The sequence below is a fragment of the Pseudomonas sp. SD17-1 genome, assembly GCF_029201585.1.
Classification (GTDB): Bacteria; Pseudomonadota; Gammaproteobacteria; order Pseudomonadales; family Pseudomonadaceae; genus Aquipseudomonas; species Aquipseudomonas palmensis.
The window spans coordinates 1959576-1978240 of the sequence record NZ_CP104044.1 but is presented as its reverse complement, the minus strand read 5'-3'; the positions used below and the strand labels follow the sequence as shown (position 1 = coordinate 1978240).

At 61.5% G+C, this 18665-nt stretch carries 17 protein-coding genes; 2 read left to right on the top strand and 15 right to left on the bottom strand.

Annotation, left to right across the window (positions count from 1 at the left end; translation table 11 throughout):
* Positions 1-81: 81 nt before the first annotated feature.
* The 6 genes from odhB to sdhC all read right to left on the bottom strand — a co-directional run bounded on the left by odhB (position 82) and on the right by sdhC (position 7658).
* Positions 82-1299: a 2-oxoglutarate dehydrogenase complex dihydrolipoyllysine-residue succinyltransferase gene (odhB, locus tag N0B28_RS08830; RefSeq protein ID WP_054915668.1), complete on the bottom strand. Its 1218-nt coding sequence runs from the start codon at positions 1297-1299 to the stop codon at positions 82-84.
* A 42-nt stretch (positions 1300-1341) separates the two neighbouring features.
* Complete coding sequence (locus N0B28_RS08825) at positions 1342-4173, bottom strand: 2-oxoglutarate dehydrogenase E1 component (protein ID WP_043863137.1); 2832 nt, start codon at positions 4171-4173, stop codon at positions 1342-1344.
* A 244-nt stretch (positions 4174-4417) separates the two neighbouring features.
* Positions 4418-5122, bottom strand: coding sequence for a succinate dehydrogenase iron-sulfur subunit (locus tag N0B28_RS08820; protein ID WP_043863138.1), 705 nt, complete (start codon positions 5120-5122; stop codon positions 4418-4420).
* Between the two features lie 11 nt (positions 5123-5133).
* On the bottom strand, positions 5134-6906 hold the full coding sequence (gene sdhA / locus N0B28_RS08815) for a succinate dehydrogenase flavoprotein subunit (protein WP_043863139.1): 1773 nt from the start codon (positions 6904-6906) through the stop codon (positions 5134-5136).
* Between the two features lie 3 nt (positions 6907-6909).
* Positions 6910-7278, bottom strand: a complete 369-nt coding sequence (sdhD, locus tag N0B28_RS08810) for a succinate dehydrogenase, hydrophobic membrane anchor protein (RefSeq protein WP_043863140.1) — start codon at positions 7276-7278, stop codon at positions 6910-6912.
* On the bottom strand, positions 7272-7658 hold the full coding sequence (gene sdhC / locus N0B28_RS08805; RefSeq protein WP_088515660.1) for a succinate dehydrogenase, cytochrome b556 subunit: 387 nt from the start codon (positions 7656-7658) through the stop codon (positions 7272-7274). The genes sdhD and sdhC overlap by 7 nt, the downstream gene beginning before the upstream one ends.
* Positions 7659-8008: 350 nt before the next feature.
* On the opposite strand from sdhC, the gene gltA reads away from it, so the two are divergent.
* Positions 8009-9298, top strand: a complete 1290-nt coding sequence (gene gltA, locus N0B28_RS08800; protein ID WP_043863142.1) for a citrate synthase — start codon at positions 8009-8011, stop codon at positions 9296-9298.
* Positions 9299-9432: 134 nt separating this feature from the next.
* Here the strand turns inward: gltA and N0B28_RS08795 are convergent, their stop codons facing one another.
* From N0B28_RS08795 to N0B28_RS08755, 9 genes are all read right to left on the bottom strand, one after another.
* Positions 9433-10038 carry an START domain-containing protein gene (locus N0B28_RS08795; RefSeq protein ID WP_275731516.1) on the bottom strand — a complete coding sequence of 202 codons (606 nt, stop codon included), beginning with the start codon at positions 10036-10038 and terminating at the stop codon, positions 9433-9435.
* A 35-nt stretch (positions 10039-10073) separates the two neighbouring features.
* Positions 10074-10328 carry a YkgJ family cysteine cluster protein gene (locus tag N0B28_RS08790; RefSeq protein ID WP_043863144.1) on the bottom strand — a complete coding sequence of 85 codons (255 nt, stop codon included), beginning with the start codon at positions 10326-10328 and terminating at the stop codon, positions 10074-10076.
* A gap of 127 nt (positions 10329-10455) precedes the next feature.
* Complete coding sequence (locus N0B28_RS08785) at positions 10456-10986, bottom strand: hypothetical protein (protein WP_043863145.1); 531 nt, start codon at positions 10984-10986, stop codon at positions 10456-10458.
* Positions 10987-11053: 67 nt separating this feature from the next.
* Positions 11054-12499, bottom strand: a complete 1446-nt coding sequence (locus tag N0B28_RS08780; protein WP_043863146.1) for a PLP-dependent aminotransferase family protein — start codon at positions 12497-12499, stop codon at positions 11054-11056.
* 189 nt (positions 12500-12688) lie between these two features.
* The gene (locus tag N0B28_RS08775) at positions 12689-13498 is read right to left on the bottom strand and encodes an OmpA family protein (RefSeq protein ID WP_043863147.1); all 810 of its coding nucleotides are present in this window, start codon (positions 13496-13498) and stop codon (positions 12689-12691) included.
* The gene (locus N0B28_RS08770; protein WP_043863148.1) at positions 13495-13848 is read right to left on the bottom strand and encodes a DUF4398 domain-containing protein; all 354 of its coding nucleotides are present in this window, start codon (positions 13846-13848) and stop codon (positions 13495-13497) included. Before N0B28_RS08770 ends, N0B28_RS08775 begins: the two co-directional genes overlap by 4 nt.
* A gap of 9 nt (positions 13849-13857) precedes the next feature.
* Positions 13858-14688, bottom strand: a complete 831-nt coding sequence (locus N0B28_RS08765; protein WP_054915665.1) for a transporter substrate-binding domain-containing protein — start codon at positions 14686-14688, stop codon at positions 13858-13860.
* 70 nt (positions 14689-14758) lie between these two features.
* Complete coding sequence (locus tag N0B28_RS08760; RefSeq protein ID WP_043863150.1) at positions 14759-15688, bottom strand: FAD-binding protein; 930 nt, start codon at positions 15686-15688, stop codon at positions 14759-14761.
* Positions 15689-16438: an electron transfer flavoprotein subunit beta/FixA family protein gene (locus N0B28_RS08755; protein WP_043863151.1), complete on the bottom strand. Its 750-nt coding sequence runs from the start codon at positions 16436-16438 to the stop codon at positions 15689-15691. It lies immediately after the preceding gene.
* Positions 16439-16981: 543 nt separating this feature from the next.
* Between N0B28_RS08755 and N0B28_RS08750 the strand changes: the two genes are divergently transcribed.
* Positions 16982-18646 (top strand): electron transfer flavoprotein-ubiquinone oxidoreductase, encoded by a 1665-nt coding sequence (locus N0B28_RS08750; RefSeq protein WP_043863152.1) that lies wholly within the window; start codon positions 16982-16984, stop codon positions 18644-18646.
* Positions 18647-18665 lie beyond the last annotated feature (19 nt).

Genomic DNA, 18665 nt, shown 5'->3' with positions numbered 1-18665 from the left:
TAGCGTCAAGCGGCAAGCTGCAGGCGGCAAGGCGAACACGCTTCTGCTCGAAGCTTGTCGCTTGCAGCCTGCAGCTGTTTATCAGATGTCCAGCAGCAGACGAGCCGGGTCTTCCAGCAGGTTCTTGATGGTCACCAGGAACGTCACGGCTTCTTTGCCATCGATCAGGCGGTGATCGTAGGACAGTGCCAGGTACATCATCGGACGGATCACGACCTGGCCGTTGACGGCCATCGGACGCTGGATGATGTTGTGCATGCCCAAGATTGCAGCCTGCGGCGGGTTGACGATCGGGGTCGACATCATCGAACCGAAGGTACCACCGTTGGTGATGGTGAAGGTACCGCCGGTCATCTCGTCGATCGACAGTTTGCCGTCACGGGCCTTCTTGCCGAAGGTGGCGATGCCGCCTTCGATTTCGGCCAGGCTCATCTGCTCGGCGTTACGCAGTACCGGTACCACCAGGCCGCGGTCGCTGGACACGGCAACACCGATGTCGGCGTAGCCGTGGTAGACGATGTCGCTGCCGTCGATCGAGGCGTTGACAGCCGGGAAGCGTTTCAGCGCTTCGGTGGCAGCCTTGACGAAGAACGACATGAAGCCCAGGCGCACGCCGTTGTGGGACTTCTCGAACAGGTCCTTGTACTTCGAACGCAGTGCCATGACTTCGGTCATGTCGACTTCGTTGAAGGTGGTCAGCATCGCCATGTTCGACTGTGCTTCGACCAGACGCTTGGCCACGGTGGCACGCACGCGGGTCATCGGCACACGCTTCTCGGTACGGTCGCCAGTGGCGACAACCGGGGCAGCGGCAGCAGCGGCCGGCTTGGCAGCAGCGGCAGCCGGAGCGGCCTTCTTGTTGGCGACGGCAGCGACGACGTCTTCCTTGGTGATGCGACCGCCTTTACCGGTGCCAGCGACGCTGGCCAGGTCGATGGCGTTTTCTTCGGCCAGCTTGCGTGCGGCAGGCGCAGCAATCGGGTCGTCTTCGCCAGCGTCGGCCGGAGCGGCAGCCTGGGCAGGTGCGGCGGCAGCGGCGGCCGGAGCAGCAGCTGGTGCAGCGCCTTCATTGATCGAACCCAGCACTTCGTCGGACAGCACGGTCTCGCCTTCGCCCTTGACGATGTCGCCCAGCACGCCATCGGCGGTGGCCAGCACTTCCAGGACGACCTTGTCGGTCTCGATGTCGACGATCAGCTCGTCACGCTTGACGGCTTCGCCCGGTTTCTTGTGCCAGGTGGCAACGGTGCCATCGGCAACCGATTCCGGGAAAGTAGGGGCTTTGATCTCGATAGCCATTATCAGTGGTTCCTTAAATTCGGTTTCTGGTGCGCGATGGCATTAAACGGTGAAGGCAGCTTGCAGCAGTTTTTCCTGCTGTTCGGCGTGCATCGAAGCGTAACCACAGGCAGGTGCTGCCGAGGCGTCACGACCGGCGTACTCAAGGACTAGGTCCTTGTTGTGACGGCTCAGGATGCGACGCATGTGGTGCTGGCTGCTGTACCACGCGCCCTGGTTCATCGGCTCTTCCTGACACCACACCACGTCCTTCAGACCGGTGTAAGGCGCAAGGATTTCAACCAGATCGTCTTCAGGGAACGGATACAGTTGCTCGATACGCACGATAGCGATGTCTTCACGGCCTTCGGCACGGCGTTTTTCCAGCAGATCGTAGTAGACCTTGCCGCTGCACAGCACCAGGCGCGTCACCTTGGCCGGATCGAGGCTGTCGATTTCCGGAATGACGGTCTGGAACGAGCCTTCGGCCAGTTCTTCCAGGGTCGAGATGGCCAGCTTGTGGCGCAGCAGCGACTTGGGTGTCAGCACGATCAGCGGCTTGCGCAGCGGACGGATGACCTGACGACGCAGCAGGTGGTAGATCTGAGCCGGCGTGGTAGGTACGCAGACCTGAACGTTGTGCTCGGCACACAGTTGCAGGTAACGCTCCAGACGCGCCGAGGAGTGCTCAGGCCCCTGCCCTTCATAACCGTGTGGCAGCAGCATGGTCAGACCGCACAGACGGCCCCACTTGTGCTCGCCGCTGGTGATGAACTGGTCGACAACCACCTGGGCACCGTTGGCGAAGTCGCCGAACTGGGCTTCCCAGATCACCAGCGCATTGGGCTGGGTGGTCGAGTAGCCGTATTCGAACGCCAGTACCGCCTCTTCGGACAGGAACGAATCGTACAGGTCGAAACGTGGCTGGCCCGGGAACAGGTTCTGCAGCGGGATATAGGTGCTGGCGTCCTTCTGGTTGTGCAACACCGCATGGCGGTGAGAGAAGGTGCCGCGACCGATATCCTGACCCGTCATGCGGATCGGGTGACCTTCGAAGGCCAGGGTGGCGTACGCCATGGTTTCGGCGTAGCCCCAGTTGATCGGCAAGCCACCGGCCTGCATCTTCTGGCGATCTTCGTAGATCTTCGAGACCTGGCGCTGAACCACGAAGCCTTCCGGCAGCTCCAGCAACTTGGCCGAGAGCTCCTGCAGGGTCTTGAGGTCGAAGCGGGTGTCGTGACGCGCGGTCCAGGCGTGGCCCAGGTATGGACGCCAGTCGACGAACAGCTCCTTGTTCGGCTCCTTGACCAGGCTTTTCACAACATGCAGGCCGTTGTCCAGCGCATTGCGGTACTCGTCGACCTTGGCCTGGACGCGCTCGGCATCCAGACGACCGGCCTGGGTCAGCGCATCGGCGTACAGCTCACGGGTGGTGCGCTGCTTGCTGATCTGCTGGTACATCAGCGGCTGGGTGCCGTTCGGCTCGTCGGCCTCGTTGTGGCCGCGACGACGGTAGCAGACCAGGTCGATGACCACGTCACGCTTGAACTGCATGCGGTAGTCGACCGCCAGCTGGGTCACGAACAGCACCGCTTCCGGATCGTCGCCGTTGACGTGCAGGATCGGCGCCTGGATCATCTTGGCGACGTCGGTGCAGTACTCGGTGGAACGCGAGTCCAGCGGGTTGCTGATGGTGAAACCAACCTGGTTGTTGATCACGATGTGCACGGTGCCGCCGGTCTTGAAACCGCGGGTCTGCGACATCTGGAAGGTTTCCATGACCACGCCCTGGCCAGCGAAGGCCGCGTCGCCGTGGATCGAGATCGGCAGTACCTTGTCGCCAACGCTGTCGTTGCGGCGGTCCTGACGGGCACGCACCGAACCTTCCACCACTGGCGAGACGATTTCCAGGTGCGAAGGGTTGAACGCCATGGCCAGGTGAACTTCACCGCCGGCGGTCATCACGTTGGACGAGAAGCCCTGGTGATACTTCACGTCACCGGAACCCAGCTCGACCTTCTTCTTGCCTTCGAACTCGTCGAACAGCTCGCGCGGGTTCTTGCCGAAGGTGTTGACCAGTACGTTCAGGCGACCACGGTGGGCCATGCCGATCACGACTTCCTTGGTACCGTAGGAACCGGAGCGCTGGATCAGCTCGTCCAGCATCGGAATCAGGCTTTCGCCGCCTTCCAGGCCGAAACGTTTGGTGCCCGGGTATTTGGTACCCAGGTATTTCTCCAGGCCTTCTGCCGCGGTAACGCGCTCGAGCAGGTGGCTCTGGATGTCTGCGGAAAATTCAGGACGCCCACGCACGCTCTCCAGACGCTGCTGGAACCAGCTGCGCTGCTCGGAGTCGACGATGTGGGTGAACTCGGCGCCGATGGTGCGGCAATATGTCTGCTGCAACGCCTCGAAGATTTCGCGTAGGCTCGCTTCCTCTTTGCCGATGAACAGGTCGCCGGCACGGAAGGTCGTATCAAGATCGGCATTGGTCAAGCCGTAATGATTGATCGACAGGTCTACTGGCGCAGGGCGCTGCCACAACCCCAGGGGGTCGAGCTTCGCGGCTTGGTGGCCGCGCATACGGTAGGCCTGGATCAGTCGCAGCACTTCAACCTGCTTCTTCTCGTGTTCACTGCTCACGCTACCGGCGGAAACCGGTTGGGCGCGGCGCTGGTTCTTTGCCAGCAGTACGAAATGGTCGCGGATCGTCGAGTGCGATACATCGGTGGCAGTGCTGCCTTCGGCGGGCAACTTCTGAAAGTAAGTGCGCCACTCTTCTGGCACAGCGTTAGGGTCGTGCAGGTAGAGCTCGTAGAGCTCTTCCACATAGGCAGCGTTACCACCTGAAAGGTGGGCGCTGTTCCACATGCGCTGCATCACGCTTTCTTGCATGCTTGGTCACCCTCGGTTAGGGGCCTCGATCGGCAAGAACCACAGCAAGCTGAGTTGAGTCCGTATGCAGCGACTGAACCAAGCCACCGAGAGTTCCGCAGATTTACCGGGTACCAGCCCGGACGCCCCTGCTGGTCTCATATCTTCATAGGTAAAAGCTCGGGCTTTTGGCCTTTGCTCAAGTTGCACCTCGGTGCGGGCAAGGGCCCGCACTTCGGTGTGCTACGGGTACAACACTTTTGAATCAGGTGCCGCTTTGCAGCAGCATGTTACGTACGTGGCCGATTGCCTTGGTCGGGTTCAGACCTTTGGGGCAAACGTTTACGCAGTTCATGATCCCGCGGCAGCGGAATACGCTGAACGGGTCATCCAAGGACGCCAGGCGCTCCTGGGTCTTGGTGTCACGGCTATCGGCCAGGAAGCGATAAGCTTGAAGCAGAGCGGCCGGGCCCAGGAACTTGTCCGGGTTCCACCAGAACGACGGGCAGGAAGTCGAGCAGCAAGCGCACAGGATGCACTCGTACAGACCGTCCAGCTTCTCGCGTTCTTCCGGGGACTGCAGGCGTTCGATCGCCGGCGCCGGGGTATCGTTCTGCAGGAACGGCTTCACCTTCTCGTACTGCTTGTAGAAGATGCTCATATCAACGACCAGGTCACGGATGACCGGCAAGCCGGGCAGCGGACGCACGACCAGCTTGTTCTTCTTCACCACCGCCGACAGCGGGGTGATGCAGGCCAGGCCGTTCTTGCCGTTGATGTTCATGCCATCGGAACCGCACACGCCTTCGCGGCACGAACGACGATAGGAGAAGCCTTCGTCCTGTTCCTTGATCAGTGCCAGCACATCCAGAACCATCAGGTCCTTGCCGCCGGTATCGACTTCGAACACCTGGGTCTTAGGTGCCGAGTCGGTGTCGGGGTTGTAGCGATAAACTTCGACTTTCAACATAGTGGCCACCCTTAGTAAGTCCGGACTTTAGGCTCGAACGTCGGAACGGTTTTCGGCGAGAAGTTGACTGCACGCTTGGCAACCCGCTTTTCACCCGGGAAGTACAGGGTGTGGCACAGCCAGTTTTCGTCGTCACGGTCTTCGAAGTCTTCACGGGCGTGGGCACCGCGGGACTCTTTGCGCACTTCAGCAGCGATTGCAGTGGCTTCAGCGACTTCCAGCAGGTTCTGCAGCTCCAGCGCTTCGATACGCGCGGTGTTGAAGGCCTGGGACTTGTCGTTGATCTTGACGTTGGCGATACGCTCGCGCAGGCCAGCCAGCTGTTCGATACCCTTCTGCATGTATTCGCCGGTGCGGAACACGCCGAAGTAGTTCTGCATGCAGCTTTGCAGCTCGCGACGCAGGGTTGCCACGTCTTCGCCGTCGGTACGCTCGTTGAGCTTGTTCAGACGGTTCAGCGCGACTTCCACATCGGTGTCGCTGGCGTCGCGGTATTCGATACCGTCGCTCAGGGCCTTTTCCAGGTGCAGGCCGGCCGCACGGCCGAACACCACCAGGTCGAGCAGCGAGTTGCCGCCCAGGCGGTTGGCGCCGTGAACCGATACGCAAGCCACTTCACCGACCGCGAACAGCCCTTCGATGATGGTGTCTTCGCCGTCGGCGTTCTGCGAGATCGCCTGGCCATGAATGTTGGTGGCAACGCCGCCCATCATGTAGTGGCAGGTTGGAACGACGGGTACGGGTGCAACGACCGGGTCGACGTGCGCGAAGGTCTTGGACAGCTCGCAGATGCCTGGCAGGCGGCTGTGCAGCACTTCCTCGCCCAGGTGGTCGAGCTTGAGCATCACGTGGTCGCCGTTCGGGCCACAGCCGTTGCCGGCGATGATCTCCTTGACCATGGAGCGGGCCACAACGTCGCGACCGGCGAGGTCCTTGGCGTTTGGCGCGTAGCGCTCCATGAAACGCTCGCCGTGCTTGTTGATCAGGTAACCACCTTCACCACGGCAGCCTTCGGTAACCAGTACACCTGCGCCGGCGATGCCGGTCGGGTGGAACTGCCACATCTCGATGTCCTGCACCGGCACACCGGCACGCAGGGCCATGCCGATACCGTCGCCGGTATTGATCAGGGCGTTGGTGGTGGAGGCGTAGATACGCCCTGCACCGCCGGTGGCCAGTACGGTGGCCTTGGCGCGAATGTAGACGGTCTCGCCGGTTTCGATGCAGATCGCGATCACGCCGACGAAGGCGCCGTCCTGGTTCTTGACCAGGTCAACCGCGTACCACTCGTTGAGGAAGGTGGTGCCGGCTTTCAGGTTGCCCTGATAGAGGGTGTGCAGCAGCGCGTGACCGGTACGGTCGGAAGCGGCGCAGGTACGGGCGGCCTGGCCACCTTTACCGTAGTCCTTGGACTGGCCACCGAACGGACGCTGGTAGATACGGCCGGTTTCGGTACGCGAGAACGGCAGACCCATGTGGTCCAGCTCGAACACCGCAGCCGGGCCTTCCTGACACATGTATTCGATAGCGTCCTGGTCACCGATGTAGTCGGAACCCTTGACGGTATCGTACATGTGCCAGCGCCAGTCATCGTTCGGGTCGGCCGAAGCGATGGCGCAGGTGATGCCACCCTGGGCCGATACGGTGTGCGAACGGGTCGGGAACACCTTGGTGATCACGGCGGTCTTGTGGCCGCCTTGAGCCAGCTGCAGCGCAGCGCGCATGCCGGCACCGCCACCACCAATGATGATGGCGTCGAAGGAAATCGTTGGAATGTTAGCCATGAATCAGATACCCCAGAGAATCTGCACACCCCAGACGAAGTACGCGAACATCGCGACACCACATACCGCCTGGAACAGGAAACGAACTGCAGTCGCCGACTTGCCCAGCGCCATCGGCGTCAGGTAGTCGGTGGCAATGGTCCACATGCCGACCCAGGCGTGAGCGCCCAGGGCAACGAGGGCCAGCAGACTGAAGATCCGCATCGCGTTATGGGAGAACAGGGCGTGCCACTGGGCATAGTCGATGCCAGGGTGCGCCACCAGGTAGCCGATCAGAAAAATGAAGTAAGCCGCGAGAACGACCGCAGAAACGCGCTGCGCCATCCAGTCATAGAGGCCCGAACGCGACAGGTTCGTGACATTAGTTACCATATCCAAACTCCCGCCAGAACGATCACCACCACGGAAATGGCGATAACGATTTTCGAGCCCAGTTTGCCGCCTTCCAGCGTCTCACCGATGCCCATGTCCATAATCAGATGGCGCACACCGGCAACCAGGTGATACAGCAAGGCGGACAGAAGGCCCCACGCCACGAATTTGGCCAGCGGACTGGTCAGGCATGCCTTCACCTCGGCAAAACCTTCCTCGGAACTCAGGGATTGGCTCAATGCGTACAGCATGATGCCCAGGCCCAGAAAGAGGATGATGCCGGAAACACGGTGAAGAAATGACGTAACGCCGGTAATGGGGAGTTTGATGGTCCTTAGGTCTAGGTTTACAGGTCGTTGGCTTTTCACGGCTTTTTTCACACTGAAGAGCCCCTAGCAAGCAGGGCAAAGTTGTTGGTAAGTGTACTGGTCAGGTACCCACCACCCAGGGAGTGACGACCCCAGAAAAGCGGGCTTTAAAGCCCCTGGCGGTCGGGTGCCGAGTATAGACAGTTAGGCTACTAATGACAACGTGAAGCCCTAGCCCAAATAGCGCATTGCCTTTGGCGAACAAAAGGCGTAAACGGGCCGCAATTTCGCGGAAAAACAGCGCCCAAAGCCCTTTACAACCGTGCTTTAGGCAAATTGACATTCGAATTTATCTCACTATAGTGGTGCGGGCCCTGCGTGGGGGGTCTGTCTGATGATTTCAAGCATTAATAGGAGGCCACATGGCTGACAAAAAAGCGCAGTTGGTCATCGAGGGCGCAGCCCCCGTCGAGCTGCCCATTTTAACCGGCACCGTTGGTCCCGATGTTATCGACGTTAGAGGGTTGGGGGCCACGGGTCACTTCACTTTCGACCCTGGTTTCATGGCGACCGCATCGTGCGAGTCCAAGATCACCTACATTGACGGCGACAAGGGCATCCTGCTGCATCGCGGCTACCCGATCGAACAGCTCGCCGAGCAATCCGACTACCTGGAAACCTGCTACCTGCTGCTCAACGGCGAACTGCCGAATGCCGAGCAGAAGGCTCAGTTCGTCAGCACCGTCAAAAATCACACCATGGTGCACGAGCAGTTGAAGTCGTTCTTCAACGGCTTCCGCCGCGACGCCCACCCGATGGCCGTCATGTGCGGCGTGGTTGGCGCCCTGTCGGCGTTCTATCACGACTCGCTGGACATCAATAACCCGCAGCACCGGGAAATCTCGGCCGTGCGCCTGGTCGCCAAGATGCCGACCCTGGCCGCGATGGTCTACAAGTACTCCATGGGCCAGCCCATGATGTACCCGCGCAACGACCTGACCTACGCCGAAAACTTCCTGCACATGATGTTCAACACCCCGTGCGAGATCAAACCGATCAGCCCGGTGCTGGCCAAGGCAATGGACCGGATCTTCATCCTCCACGCCGACCACGAACAGAATGCGTCGACCTCCACCGTACGCCTGGCAGGCTCCTCGGGCGCCAATCCGTTCGCCTGTATCGCTGCCGGCATCGCTGCACTGTGGGGCCCTGCCCACGGCGGCGCCAACGAAGCCGTGCTGACCATGCTCGACGAAATTGGCGATGTCTCGAACATCGACACCTTCATCGCCAAGGCCAAGGACAAGAACGACCCGTTCAAGCTGATGGGCTTCGGTCACCGCGTCTACAAGAACCGCGACCCGCGTGCCACCGTGATGAAGCAGACCTGCGACGAAGTGCTGCGCGAGCTGGGCATCACCAACGATCCGCAGCTGGAACTGGCCATGCGCCTGGAAGAGATCGCCCTGACCGATCCGTATTTCATCGAGCGCTCGCTGTACCCGAACGTCGACTTCTACTCGGGGATCATCCTCAAGGCGATCGGCATCCCTACCAGCATGTTCACCGTGATCTTCGCCCTGGCGCGGACCGTCGGCTGGATCTCGCACTGGAAGGAAATGCTCTCCAGCCCGTACAAGATTGGCCGTCCGCGCCAGCTGTACACCGGCTACGAGTCGCGTGACATCGTCAAACTGGAAGACCGCAAGTAAGCCAAACGGCTCGCCTGCAACAACAAGAAAGGCTGCCCTCGGGCAGCCTTTTTTGTTGCGTAATGCTTCATGCAGGAGGAGCAAGCCTTGGCGGCCCCTACAGTTGAGACATATTCCAGCCAACCATCAAACTGTTACGGTTTCTCCGCCCGCTCCTTCAACGCCTTGAGCGTATTGAACGGCGCATCGACCACGAACTTGTTCGCCACCATCGCTGGCACACTGCCGCCTGGCTCGGTGTGCACCTGGTATGTCACCTCGGTAGTGTCACCCTTGGGCACCAGCTTCCAGAAACCCTGCACTTCAGCCACCCGCACATAGCCTTTTTCCTCCGGCAGGTACTTGGGCACACCCTCCAGCTTGCGGGTCAGGCTGCCGTCAGCACCTTCGCTGGTGGTTACATGGATGATCGAATCGCGCGGGGTGACCGGCCACGGCGTATTGAACTGGGTGTAGGTCCAGCTCTGGTCACCCTCGTGCTTGAGCAGCTTCTGGCTCTTGCACTCGTGAATCCAGGCACAGGCCCCGGCCACGTCTTCCTGCAGCGCCCGGACCTTGGCCAGCGGCGCCTTGATGGTCGTCACGCCCTGATAGGCCTTGTAGTTCGAACCACTCACTTCGCTCAGCGATACCTTGATGCCATCCGCTTGCTTGGCAACCGTCCAGTCTTCAGCCTGCGCCACCGACATGAACATCGCACTCAGACCACAAATCACCGCTACCCGCTTCATCGAACCCATCGTGTTGTTTTCCTTGTTTGCGAAGTTCCACTCACTCAAGCCGCCGTCACTTGCTCCAGCCAACCGATGATCCTGATCGCCTCGTCGCGATCATTGCCGCAGGTGTCCACCTCCGCCTGGAAGCCCGAGCACACCGCCGGCCGTTCAGGCTGGCCGAACAGGCTGCAGAGGTTGTGCTCGGACAGTTGCACACAGCGTTCGCCAGCCGGCTTGCCGTGCGGCATGCCAGGAATGGGCGAGCTGATGGAAGGGGCAATGCAGCAAGCGCCACAGCCTTCACGGCAGTTCATGACGACATGGACCTCGGCCTAACAAATGATGGGTGAATGGGGATAGTAACCGCTAAAACAGGTGTTTGAAATTACCGCTCAGATGAAATATCGCCGCGCAGAATGTGACCGGCAGGTCGAGCAGCGTTTATTGCTTGAACTCGAAATCGATGGCTGCACCCTCAATGTCCTGACGGGCATCATTGCGCAACTGCAATTGCATTTCGTTGCTGATCAAGCGGCCATTGAGCTGGAATGGGCTGTCCGCGGCAGGCTTTTCTTCGAACAACGACGGCAGCAGCGGACGTCGCACACGGACTTCCTCCTGACTGCTCGGCTGCAGGTCCTTGACCATCTCCGGGGGCAGGCTCAGATCCAGGCGCGCCTTGGGCAAGGGCGCGGCAATCACCTCGGAGGCCTTGCGCTTGCCCGACTTTACCGCCTTGGCCGGCGTCTTCCTGGGGTCGCCAGCCTTGGTCTTGGGTTGCGCCTTGGGCTTGGCCTGTGGCTTGGCACTCGCTTTTACCGGGGCCTGGGTCGAAGGCTTCCGGTCCGGTGCCGGGGCAGCCGACGCCTGTGCCAGCAGTATCGGCCCCGGTCCGGGCACAGCCAGTGCCGGGCCCGTTGCACACAGGCCCAGCGCACACAACATCACGGCAGCACAGCTCAACGCTTTCATAGGCAACGAGACGTATTCATGAGTCGCACATGCTCCTTGTTCCTGCAGTCGCTGGCAAGCCCGCGATCTAGAGGTATCCGCCCGAGGCGGTTTCCTGGCAAAGCTGATGGGCCAGCATCCCCAATGTCAGCAGCGCCCGCTCAGCCTCGCGGTTCCACGGAATGCCGCAGTTGAGGCGAATGCAGTGGTTGAACTGCTCCGTGTTACTGAAGATCAGCCCGGGCGCGATGCTGATGCCCTGCTGCAAGGCACGTACATGCAACTCCTGGGTGTTGACCCGCCCCGGCAGGCTGACCCACAGGATGAAGCCCCCGGTAGGCCGGCTCATCTGGGTGCCTTCCGGAAAGTGCTGCTGTACCGCCAGCTGGTAGGCACTGAGGTTCTTGCGATACTCCTGGCGAATGTAGCGCAGATGGCGGTCATAGCCACCATTTTCAAGGTAGGCCGCCACCCCCATCTGCGTCACACTGCACGCCGAGTGCGTGGTAAAGGTCTGCAGTCGCTGGATTTCCTGCTGATAGTTGCCCGCGATCATCCAGCCGATACGCACCCCCGGCGACAGGGTCTTGGAAAAGCTCGAGCAATAGATCACCCGCCCCAGCCGGTCGAAGGCCTTGAGTGCCTTGGTGCGCCCTTGCTCGAACATCAGCTCGCCGTAGATATCGTCCTCGACGATCTGGATATTGAAATCCGAGGCCAGGCGCAGCAACTGCTTCTGACGTTCCTCGGGAATGGTGCCGCCCAGCGGGTTGCTCAACCGCGCAGTCAGCACCAGCGCCTTGATCGACCACTGGTTGGCCGCCAGTTGCAGGGCCTCCAGGCTGATGCCGGTGGCCGGGTCGCTGGGGATCTCGATCACCTTGAGCCCCAGCAGGTCCGCCAGTTGCAGCAGCCCGTAATAGGTGGGCGACTCGGCGGCGATCAGGTCGCCTGGCCGGGTCAGCACCCGCAACGACATCTGCAGCGCATCGACGCAACCGTGGGTTACCACCACTTCGGACGGGTCGACCACCACCCCGGCGTCGCGCATGCGAATGGCGATCTGCCGGCGCAGCGGCTCGAAACCCGGGCTGAACATGTAGCTGAACGCGCGCGGGCTCTGGAACCGCGTGACCTTGGCCAGTTGCTGGTGCAGCGCGCGCACCGGCAGGTAGTCCACATGCGGAACCGCCGCCCCCAGCGGGAACACCCCATCACGCCGGGCTTCGGTCAGTACCTGCTGGATGATGCTGCTGCGCGTGACCAGCCCTGGACGCTCGACCCGCGCGATGTCCGGGGTCTGCGCAGTCAGGGCCGGGGTCTGGTGGACGTAGTAGCCCGATTGCGGCCGCGCGCGAATCAGCCCCTGGTCCTCGAGGTTGGCATAGGCCTGCAGCACGGTGGCATGGCTGACATTGAGCTGCGAGCTCATCTTGCGTACCGACGGTACGCGCTCACCGGGCTGATAGACGCCGCGGCGGATGTCTTCCGCCAGTTGCTGGGCGATGCGCTGGTAGAGCAACAGATTGGTCATGGGACGGATCTCGAAACGCGGGCTATCTAATTGTTCTTGTACAGTCGGCGAAGAATACCGGAACAGTGCATAAGTGTACGGGCACAGATGCCAGAATAGTCGACTACACAGTTGTGTGACAGCGGGTTTTTCAAGCTTTGCGGCATAAAAAAACCGGTGACTATCACCGGTTTTTTGTTTACCTCGACCTCAGCGCGGCGCGCCCAGGTGGCCTTTCTCGTCGGAAAACACGATCTCCACCCGACGGTTCTGCGCCCTGCCCCGCTCCGAGGCATTGGCCTCGATCGGGTACTGGTCGCCATAGCCTTCGACCTGGATGCGTTTTTCGTCGACGCCCAGGTCGACCAGCATGTCCGCCACGGCCTGCGCACGATCACGCGACAGCGTCAGGTTGTCCTCGGGAGTGCCGGTGCTGTCGGTATACCCCTCGATGCGCACAACGCGCCGGGGGTTGAGCTGCAGAAACTGCACCAGCTTGAGCACGGTACGGCTGGCGGAGTTCTTCAATTCGGCCTGCCCGGTATCGAACAGCACGTCACCCAGGGTCATCACCAGGCCACGGTCGCTCTGGGTCGTGGCCAGGCTGACGATCTGCGCCTCCAGCCATTTGCCCTGCTGCTGCACGCTGACCAGCTTGGCTTCGCGCAGGGCCAGTTGCAGGCGCTGGCGCTCCAGTTCGAGCTTGGCCAGGCGCTCCTGATTGAGCACCAGGTTGCTGTGCTCGCGGGCAATCTCGCTGTAGCGCTGACTCAGGTAGGCGTAATGGCGCACGTCCGCACCACTGCCCACGTAGCTGGACAACCGCTCGGCACGGGCCAGCGACTCGCCGGCGCGGATCACGTCACGCGGCGCACTGCGCAGCACATTGGAATCGTCCTTCACTGCCTGGAAACTGGCGGCGGCCTGGTCGAGGGCGGTTTCGCTGCGCTCGCTGGCGCAGCCCTGCAACCCCAGCACACCTGCACACAACACGGCCACCAAGGGCTTGATCGAACTCACTGTTGCTCCCCCAACTGCTTGCGCAGACGATTGACCCGCGATTGCAGCAGCGACAGCTGCTCCTGACTCTTGAGGGTCAGCACCCGGGCTTCGGCCAGCCGCGCATCAAGTTCGGCCTGCTCGGCGCGCAGCCGCGCATCACGGTACGACTCGCTGGCCATGTTGCTGCGGGCGCGGGCAAGCTTGTCTTCGGCCAGCTTCAGCTCGGCCACTTCGTCGGTGGCACCGACGGCCTTGGCCTGCTCCAGCGCCTGTTCGGACAGGCGCATCTGCTCGTGGGGCGCCGGATCGGCAGCGCAACCGGCCAGGGCCAGTAACGCCATGGCAGCGAAAAGCGGTTGAGTTCTCACACAATCTTCCTACTGTTTGGGGGCGTCGAGCGGTTGCTGCAGCTGCGCCTTCCAGCGCTCGACATTGCGTTGCAGTACTGCCTGAGGCACGCCTGAGGCCGGCAATTCTGTCAGTTTTTTGGCCAGCTGTCCGCGCAACCAGGCGTCATTGCACGCCGAATTGTGCGACAGCGCCAGGTACAGCCCGGGGCGATCCAGCGGCAGGCCGCGGGCGATCAGGTCGTTGGCCATGCCAAGGGTCTGCGCCATGGCCATGCCGGCGTAACGCCCGGCCAGCACATAGTCGACCTGGCCAAGCAAAAGCTTCTGGAATGCCTGGGTCAGGTTCTGCGCCGGCGCCAGCTTCAACTGGTCCTTGGCAAACTGGGCGAACGCCGGGGTCAGTCTGGCCTTCTCCGAGATCGCGCCCTGGTGCTGGTGCAGATCGGCCAGGCCGTCGTAGGCCAGCGTGGAGTCGTGCCGGGTCCACACCAGGTAGTCGTTCTGCAGCAGCGCCGGGTGGATGAAGTCGACGCGGGTCAGGTCTTCAGTGGCCAGCGGCGCATCCACCAGCAGGTCCATGCGTCCGCTGCGCACTTCATCCTGCGCCTCGTTGCGCTTGCCTGCGTACAGCACCTCGACCTTCAGCCCAAGCTCCGTCGCCACCTGCTTGAGCAGGTCGACGTTGGCGCCAATCAGGTGCCTGGGGTCCTGCGGGTCGCGCCAGGCATAGGGCGGCGCATCGGGGCTGCCGGTCGCCACCAGACGCTCGCACTTGCCCACCGCCAGCGCCGCCGTGGGCAAGCAGGCAAACCCCAGCAATCCCGCCATCGCCATTCGGCCAAGCCACCCCATGCACATGCCTCCCTTGCGTCGCGAAATAAAAAAGCCCGATCAAAAGACCGGGCTCTTTATAAGTGAAGCGGCTGGATTAAACCAGCTTCTCCAGCTCAGGTACGGCTTCGAACAGGTCGGCGACCAGGCCGTAGTCGGCCACCTGGAAGATCGGCGCCTCTTCGTCCTTGTTGATCGCAACGATCACCTTGGAGTCCTTCATGCCGGCCAGGTGCTGGATCGCGCCGGAGATACCGACGGCGATGTACAGCTGCGGCGCAACGATCTTGCCGGTCTGGCCGACCTGCATGTCGTTGGGCACGAAGCCTGCGTCGACCGCGGCGCGCGAAGCACCCACGGCGGCGCCGAGCTTGTCGGCCAGCGCGTACAGGTGCTTGAAGTTGTCACCGTTCTGCATGCCGCGACCGCCGGAAACGACGATCTTGGCAGCGGTCAGCTCAGGACGATCGGACTTGGCCAGCTCTTCGCCGACAAATGCCGACTTGCCCGCATCGTGGGCAGCGCCAACCGCTTCGACAGCAGCCGAACCACCTTCGGCGGCAACGGCGTCGAAGCCGGTGGCACGCACGGTGATGACCTTGACCGCAGCGCTCGATTGCACGGTGGCAATGGCGTTACCGGCGTAGATCGGACGCTTGAAGGTGTCCGCCGACTCGACCGCGATGATCTCGGAGATCTGGTCGACGTCCAGCAGCGCGGCAACGCGCGGCAGGATGTTCTTGCCGTTGGAGGTGGCTGGTGCCAGCACGTGGCTGTAGGCCTTGCCAAGCTCGGCCACCAGCGGCGCGACGTTTTCCGGCAGCTGGTGCGCATAGGCAGCGTTGTCGGCTACCAGCACCTTGGCCACGCCAGCGATTTTCGCGGCAGCTTCGGCAACGCCACCCACGTTCTGGCCAGCGACCAGTACGTGGATATCGCCACCGATTTTCGCGGCGGCAGCAACGGTGTTCAGGGTCGCCGGGGCAACGGCGCCGTTTTCGTGTTCAGCGATAACCAGGATAGTCATTTAGATTACCTTCGCCTCGTTCTTCAGTTTCTCGACCAGTTCAGCCACCGACTTGACCTTGATACCAGCGCTGCGTGCAGCTGGCGCTTCGACTTTCAGGGTCTTGTTGGTAGAGGCGGTGGAAACGCCCAGTGCGTCCGGAGTCACAGTCTCCAGCGGCTTCTTCTTGGCCTTCATGATGTTCGGCAGCGACGCATAGCGCGGCTCGTTCAGACGCAGGTCGGTGGTCACGATCGCCGGCAGGTTCAGAGCAACGGTCTGCAGGCCGCCATCGATTTCACGGGTGACGTTGACCTTGTCGCCGGCCACTTCCACCTTGGAGGCGAAAGTACCCTGGGCATAACCGGTCAGCGCAGCCAGCATCTGGCCGGTCTGGTTGTTGTCGCTGTCGATGGCCTGCTTGCCAAGGATGACCAGTTGCGGCTGCTCCTTGTCGACCACAGCCTTGAGCAGCTTGGCCACGGCCAGCGAGGTCAGCTCTTCAGCCGACTCGACCAGCACGGCGCGGTCAGCACCCAGTGCCAGGGCGGTACGCAGCTGCTCCTGGGCAGTGGCCGGGCCGACGGTAACGACGACGATTTCGCTCGCCACGCCCTTCTCTTTCAGGCGCACGGCTTCTTCTACGGCGATTTCGCAGAAGGGGTTCATGGACATCTTGACGTTAGCAAGGTCTACGCCGGAGTTGTCCGCCTTGACGCGAACCTTGACGTTATAGTCGACCACTCGTTTGACAGCTACAAGAACCTTCATGGATTCCTCGTTACTCTCCGGTGAAAAGAATGTCGCCTGGGCAGAACCGGGCGATTGCGCGTGGGTACAAGGGCACCTCCAAAAACGAACGCGAGCAGGTGAAATTCAACTGACTGTGCAGTCTGTTCTCGACGCTTGCGCGCAAAACCCGTGGGTCATTGTTTGTCGTGGCGTGTAAACTCCACTACAAAGGCGGGTCCTGGCGTAACTGCCCTGCTTTTTGCCTGGTTTTTAGGGGTGCTCCTGCATCCGACGGTCAGCCTACGGCGAGCGTAAAACCGCCCGTATCTTGACCGTAACGCCCAATCCGGTCAATACGGCAAACCAGCCAGCTTCAAGCCGTGCGTCTTTGATTTTACTGGGCTGCGGCAAATTCAAACAAACGTTTGTATTGGACCTCGCAAGTGGTGTAGATATAATGCGCGGCCAAGAGAAAGCGGTGTAGTCCGTCATCACCCGAGCTACACACCCGGGTACTTCGAAATGACCGCCTGACACCCGCCAACAAAGAAAAACCGATGAGCCTTGAGTAGGAGAGAACCTGTGGAACGCGAATACATGGAATTCGACGTGGTCATCGTCGGCGCTGGCCCGGCAGGCCTGTCCGCCGCCTGCCGACTGAAGCAGAAGGCCGCCGAAGCCGGTAATGAAATCAGCGTCTGCGTGGTCGAGAAAGGCTCCGAGGTCGGTGCACACATTCTCTCCGGTGCGGTGTTCGAGCCGCGTGCCCTGAACGAACTGTTCCCGGACTGGAAAGAACTCGGCGCGCCACTGAACACCGAGGTCAAGCGCGACGACATCTACGTGCTGCGCGACGCCAGCAGCTCGGTCAAGGTGCCCGATCTGTTCGTGCCCAAGACCATGCACAACGAAGGCAACTACATCATCTCGCTGGGCAACCTGTGCCGCTGGCTGGCCCAGCAGGCCGAGAACCTGGGCGTGGAAGTCTACCCAGGCTTCGCTGCCCAGGAAGCGCTGTTCGATGAAAACGGCGTGGTCCGCGGGATCATCACCGGCGACCTGGGTGTCGACCGCGAAGGCAACCCCAAGGAAGGCGTATACACCCCCGGCATGGAACTGCGCGGCAAGTACACGCTGTTCGCCGAAGGCTGCCGTGGGCATATCGGCAAGCAACTGATCAAGCGCTTCGACCTGGACAACGCCAGCGACGTGCAGCACTACGGCATCGGCCTCAAGGAAATCTGGGAAATCGACCCGGCCAAGCACCAGCAAGGCCTGGTGATCCACACCGCCGGCTGGCCGCTGGACGTGATGAGCACCGAGAACACCGGCGGCTCGTTCCTGTATCACCTGGAAAACAACCAGGTGGTGGTCGGCCTGATCGTCGACCTGTCGTATGCCAACGCCTACCTCTCCCCGTTCGACGAGTTCCAGCGCCTCAAGCACCACCCGGTGCTCGCCCAGTATCTGGAGGGTGGCAAGCGCATCAGCTATGGCGCCCGTGCCCTGGCCAAGGGCGGCCTGAACTCGCTGCCGAAAATGGTATTCAAGGGCGGCGCGCTGATCGGCTGCGACCTGGGCACCATGAACGTGGCCAAGATCAAGGGCAGCCACACCGCCATGAAGTCCGGCATGCTCGCAGCCGAAGCGGTGGCCGATGCGCTGCTGGCCGGTAGCGAGGGTGGCGACGAACTGACCGCCTACGTCGACGGCTTCAAGGCCAGCTGGCTGTACGAAGAACTGTTCGCCAGCCGCAACTTCGGCCCGGCGATGCACAAGTTCGGCCCGATGCTCGGCGCGGCATTCAACTATGTCGACCAGAACTGGTTCGGCGGCAAGCTGCCGTTCACCCTGCACGACACCAAGCCGGACTACGCCTGCCTCAAGCTGGCGGCCGACTCGAAGAAGATCGATTACCCCAAGCCCGATGGCAAGTTGAGCTTCGACAAGCTGAGCTCGGTGTTCCTCTCCAGCACCAACCATGAAGAAGAGCAGCCGTGCCACCTGAAGCTGACCGACCCGAGCATCCCGATCGGCACCAACCTGCCGTTGTACGACGAACCGGCGCAGCGCTACTGCCCGGCCGGCGTATACGAGGTGATCAGCCAGGAAGACGGCAGCAAGCGCTTCCAGATCAATGCCCAGAACTGCGTGCACTGCAAGACCTGTGACATCAAGGACCCTTCGCAGAACATCACCTGGGTGACCCCGGAAGGTGCTGGCGGCCCGACTTACCCGAACATGTAAGTACCGCCCACTAAAAAAG

What these genes read in the sequence shown, in the direction of transcription:
- odhB (WP_054915668.1), bottom strand. Translation starts at nt 1,299, where the DNA reads ATGGCTATCGAGATCAAAGCCCCTACTTTCCCGGAATCGGTTGCCGAT.
- N0B28_RS08825 (WP_043863137.1), bottom strand. Translation starts at nt 4,173, where the DNA reads ATGCAAGAAAGCGTGATGCAGCGCATGTGGAACAGCGCCCACCTTTCA.
- N0B28_RS08820 (WP_043863138.1), bottom strand. Translation starts at nt 5,122, where the DNA reads ATGTTGAAAGTCGAAGTTTATCGCTACAACCCCGACACCGACTCGGCA.
- sdhA (WP_043863139.1), bottom strand. Translation starts at nt 6,906, where the DNA reads ATGGCTAACATTCCAACGATTTCCTTCGACGCCATCATCATTGGTGGT.
- sdhD (WP_043863140.1), bottom strand. Translation starts at nt 7,278, where the DNA reads ATGGTAACTAATGTCACGAACCTGTCGCGTTCGGGCCTCTATGACTGG.
- gltA (WP_043863142.1), top strand. Translation starts at nt 8,009, where the DNA reads ATGGCTGACAAAAAAGCGCAGTTGGTCATCGAGGGCGCAGCCCCCGTC.
- N0B28_RS08795 (WP_275731516.1), bottom strand. Translation starts at nt 10,038, where the DNA reads ATGGGTTCGATGAAGCGGGTAGCGGTGATTTGTGGTCTGAGTGCGATG.
- N0B28_RS08790 (WP_043863144.1), bottom strand. Translation starts at nt 10,328, where the DNA reads ATGAACTGCCGTGAAGGCTGTGGCGCTTGCTGCATTGCCCCTTCCATC.
- N0B28_RS08785 (WP_043863145.1), bottom strand. Translation starts at nt 10,986, where the DNA reads ATGAAAGCGTTGAGCTGTGCTGCCGTGATGTTGTGTGCGCTGGGCCTG.
- N0B28_RS08780 (WP_043863146.1), bottom strand. Translation starts at nt 12,499, where the DNA reads ATGACCAATCTGTTGCTCTACCAGCGCATCGCCCAGCAACTGGCGGAA.
- N0B28_RS08765 (WP_054915665.1), bottom strand. Translation starts at nt 14,688, where the DNA reads ATGTGCATGGGGTGGCTTGGCCGAATGGCGATGGCGGGATTGCTGGGG.
- N0B28_RS08760 (WP_043863150.1), bottom strand. Translation starts at nt 15,688, where the DNA reads ATGACTATCCTGGTTATCGCTGAACACGAAAACGGCGCCGTTGCCCCG.
- N0B28_RS08755 (WP_043863151.1), bottom strand. Translation starts at nt 16,438, where the DNA reads ATGAAGGTTCTTGTAGCTGTCAAACGAGTGGTCGACTATAACGTCAAG.